General features: G+C 65.1%; 2 protein-coding genes. Both read left to right on the top strand.

Annotated elements, in window-relative coordinates; genetic code table 11:
• The first annotated feature begins 645 nt into the window (after window positions 1-645).
• The gene (locus ACPZMI_RS00070; RefSeq protein ID WP_186667626.1) at window positions 646-1,869 is read left to right on the top strand and encodes an MFS transporter; all 1,224 of its coding nucleotides are present in this window, start codon (window positions 646-648) and stop codon (window positions 1,867-1,869) included.
• Window positions 1,870-2,215: 346 nt separating this feature from the next.
• A complete protein-coding gene (locus ACPZMI_RS00065) occupies window positions 2,216-3,385 on the top strand; it encodes an MFS transporter (protein ID WP_426351416.1) in 1,170 nt (389 codons plus the stop codon).
• The last annotated feature ends 65 nt before the right edge of the window (window positions 3,386-3,450 follow it).

Genomic DNA, 3,450 nt, shown 5'->3' with positions numbered 1-3,450 from the left:
AGCGGCCGTAAAATCAGGCGCTACGGTGTATCTGGACGTCTCTCGGTTGCCTGGTTTGCGGCCGCTTCGCGCCCGATCGCGGGACCAGCCCGCTCCCACAGGGATTGGGCTGGCCCTTAGATTTTGAGCAAGACTGTTGCTCCTGCAGATGTGGTGGATGCCTGGGAAACAGCGGTGTCCCCATACCTCAGAAAATTCCGAATCTCGCCGGCACCGCTTCAGTTCAAGGTGTTTGTGTAGAGGCTGGCAGGTGCCTGCCGAAAGCTTTTCAGCGCCTATGAGATCGAGCGCCGCCCGCGCGGCGCTTCGCGGGCAAGTCGGAGCGCCGAACCGCCGCCCCTACAGTTTGTTTCGGGCCAATTAATCCTGTGGCATTTTCGCGCGACCCCTTTGGCGCACGGCGCGTTACCGAGTCGTACACACCAGGCGTCGCGCGCCTATGGCACAGGCATAACTGGCCCGAAACAAATGTAGGGGCGGCGGTTCGGCGCTCCGACTTGCCCGCGAAGCGCCGCGCGGGCGGCGCTCGATCTCACAGGCACTAAAAAACTTTCGGCGAGCGCATGGAAAAAACAAATTAAGGGTGGCTTCGTATCGGGATGTTTCTAATAATCGGATCCCAACCTGAGCACGGATGTCGAGCCCATGGCCATCAGCAGTACCTCGTCCAGCCCCACGACCAGCAGTGCAACGCCGACTTCCGGCAGCAGCCCGCTGGTGATGCGGATCATCACCTTCTGCGCACTTGCGCACCTGATCAACGACCTGATCCAGTCGGTGTTGCCGGCGATCTATCCGATGCTTAAGGCCAACTACGACCTGAGCTTCGCCCAGATTGGCCTGATCACCCTGACCTTCCAGGTGACCGCCTCGCTGCTGCAGCCATGGGTCGGCTTCTATACCGACAAGCGGCCGACGCCGAACCTGCTGCCGCTGGGCACGCTGTGTACCTTGGTGGGTATCGTCATGCTGGCGTTCGTCGGCAGTTTCCCGATGATCCTGCTGGCCTCGGCGCTGGTGGGGATCGGCTCGTCGACCTTCCACCCGGAAACCTCGCGCATCGCCCGCCTGGCCTCCGGCGGACGCTTCGGCCTGGCCCAGTCGACGTTCCAGGTAGGGGGCAACGCCGGCTCGGCCTTCGGCCCGCTGCTGGCGGCGGCGATCGTCATCCCGTTCGGCCAGACCCACGTCGCCTGGTTCGGCCTGGCGGCGTTGTTCTTCTTCGGTGTGACCTTGCTGCTGCGCCGCTGGTACAAGGATCACCTGAACCAGTTCAAGGCGCGCAAGGCCGGTGCCGCCACCCATGGCCTGTCGCGCCAGCGCGTGCTCGCCGCGTTGATCGTGCTGGGGCTGCTGGTGTTCTCCAAGTACTTCTACATGGCCAGCTTCACCAGCTACTTCACGTTCTACCTGATCGAGAAGTTCGACCTGTCGGTGGCCAGCTCGCAACTGCACCTGTTCCTGTTCCTCGGCGCGGTGGCGGCGGGGACCTTCTTCGGTGGACCGATCGGTGACCGTATCGGGCGCAAGGCGGTGATCTGGTTCTCGATCCTGGGCGTGGCACCGTTCACCCTGGCGCTGCCCTACGCCGACCTGTTCTGGACCACGGTGCTGAGCCTGGTGATCGGCTTCATCCTCGCGTCGGCGTTCTCGGCGATCGTGGTGTACGCCCAGGAGCTGGTGCCGGGGAACGTCGGCATGATCGCGGGCATCTTCTTCGGGTTGATGTTCGGGTTCGGCGGGATCGGTGCCGCGCTGCTGGGTTATCTGGCCGACCTGCGCGGGATCGAGTACGTGTACGGGCTGTGCTCGTTCCTGCCGTTGTTCGGGTTGCTGGCGGTGTTCCTGCCGTCTACCGGCAAGCGTTGAGCCCCCGGCACCTGCTGCGCCCCTTTCGCGGGTTCGCCCGCGAAAGGGGCTCTCCAGTTGACTGAACGATCAGCCCTGGCCTAGAGTGCCGCCTCCTTCATTTTTCCCTGCGATTCCAGCAATGCGCCGCCCACACCCCCTCAGCCACACATGCCTGCCTGTCGCCCCGACAGCGCGTCGCGCGTGGCCGAGCGACACGGTGCTCAAGCGCCGGCGCAGCGTCCTGTTCGCCTTCACCTTCTCGCCACACACCGCGCACTGAACTGATCAGCGCTCCTGTCTGCTGCGCCGCCTCGGCGTGGCCGCGGGCGCCTGCGTTTGCACGTCTTTTTCAGTGGAGTGGTACATGAACATGCGTTTGCTGGCGGGCCTTCTGTTCGCCGTGTCGGTGGTGGGCTTCAGCCTGGGGGCCAGCCTGCCGCTGGTGTCGTTGCGTCTGCACGAGGCGGGGGCGGGCACCCTGGAGATCGGCATCGTTTCGGCCATTCCGGCCGCAGGCATGATGCTCTCGGCGTTCATGGTCGATGCCTGCTGCCGGCACCTCACCCGGCGCACCATCTACCTGCTGTGCTTCAGCCTCTGCGCCCTGAGCATCGGCCTGCTGGAGTGGTCGTTCGCCTCGATCTGGTTGCTGGCGCTGCTGCGTCTGGCGCTGGGGATCGGCATGGGCATCGCGATCATCCTGGGTGAGTCGTGGGTCAACGAACTGTGCCCGGAGCACAACCGCGGCAAGATCATGGCCCTGTACGCCACCAGTTTCACCGGCTTCCAGGTACTGGGTCCGGCGATGCTGGCGCTGGTCGGTGCCAACAGCCCCTGGGTGACGGGAGTGGTCACCGCCTGCTATGGCCTGGCGTTGCTGTGCATCCTGCTCACGGTGCCGAACGATCATGTCGAGCATGGCGAGGAAGACGACAAGAGCTTCACCCTGGGCGGCTTCTTCCGTGTTGCCCCGGCCCTGTGCGTGGCGGTGCTGTTCTTCTCGTTCTTCGACGCCGTGGTGCTGTCGTTGTTGCCGGTGTATGCCACCAGCCATGGCTTTGCCATAGGCGTGGCTGCGCTGATGGTGACGGTGGTGTTCGCTGGCGACATGCTGTTCCAGTTGCCGCTGGGCTGGCTGGCGGACCGGGTGGAGCGCACCGGGCTGCACCTGGCGTGCGGGCTGGTGGCGATGGCGATCGGTATCGCCTTGCCGTGGCTGCTGCAGGTGACCTGGCTGCTGTGGCCGTTGCTGGTGGTGCTCGGGGCCGTGGCAGGGGGAATCTATACCTTGGCGCTGGTGCTGATCGGGCAGCGCTTCAAGGGCAAGGACCTGGTGACGGCCAACGCCAGCGTCGGCTTGCTTTGGGGTGTAGGTAGCCTGGTCGGGCCGCTGGTCAGCGGCGCGGCAATGGACGTCGCGCCGCACGGCTTGCCCATGGCAATGGCGGTGATGGCAGGGTTGTTCGTGTGCTTTGCACGGCAGGCCTGGCGGCGGGCCGGGCGGGCTTCTGTGGAAGCCAGCCCGGGCCGGTGAGGCCTGTTCGCGGCGGTTCGCCGCGAACAGGCCTCACCGGCCCGGGCTGGCTTCCACAGAAGCCC

The sequence above is a fragment of the Pseudomonas wayambapalatensis genome (genome assembly GCF_049942315.1).
Lineage (GTDB): Bacteria > Pseudomonadota > Gammaproteobacteria > Pseudomonadales > Pseudomonadaceae > Aquipseudomonas > Aquipseudomonas wayambapalatensis.
This window is presented reverse-complemented; position numbering and strand designations above follow the sequence as displayed.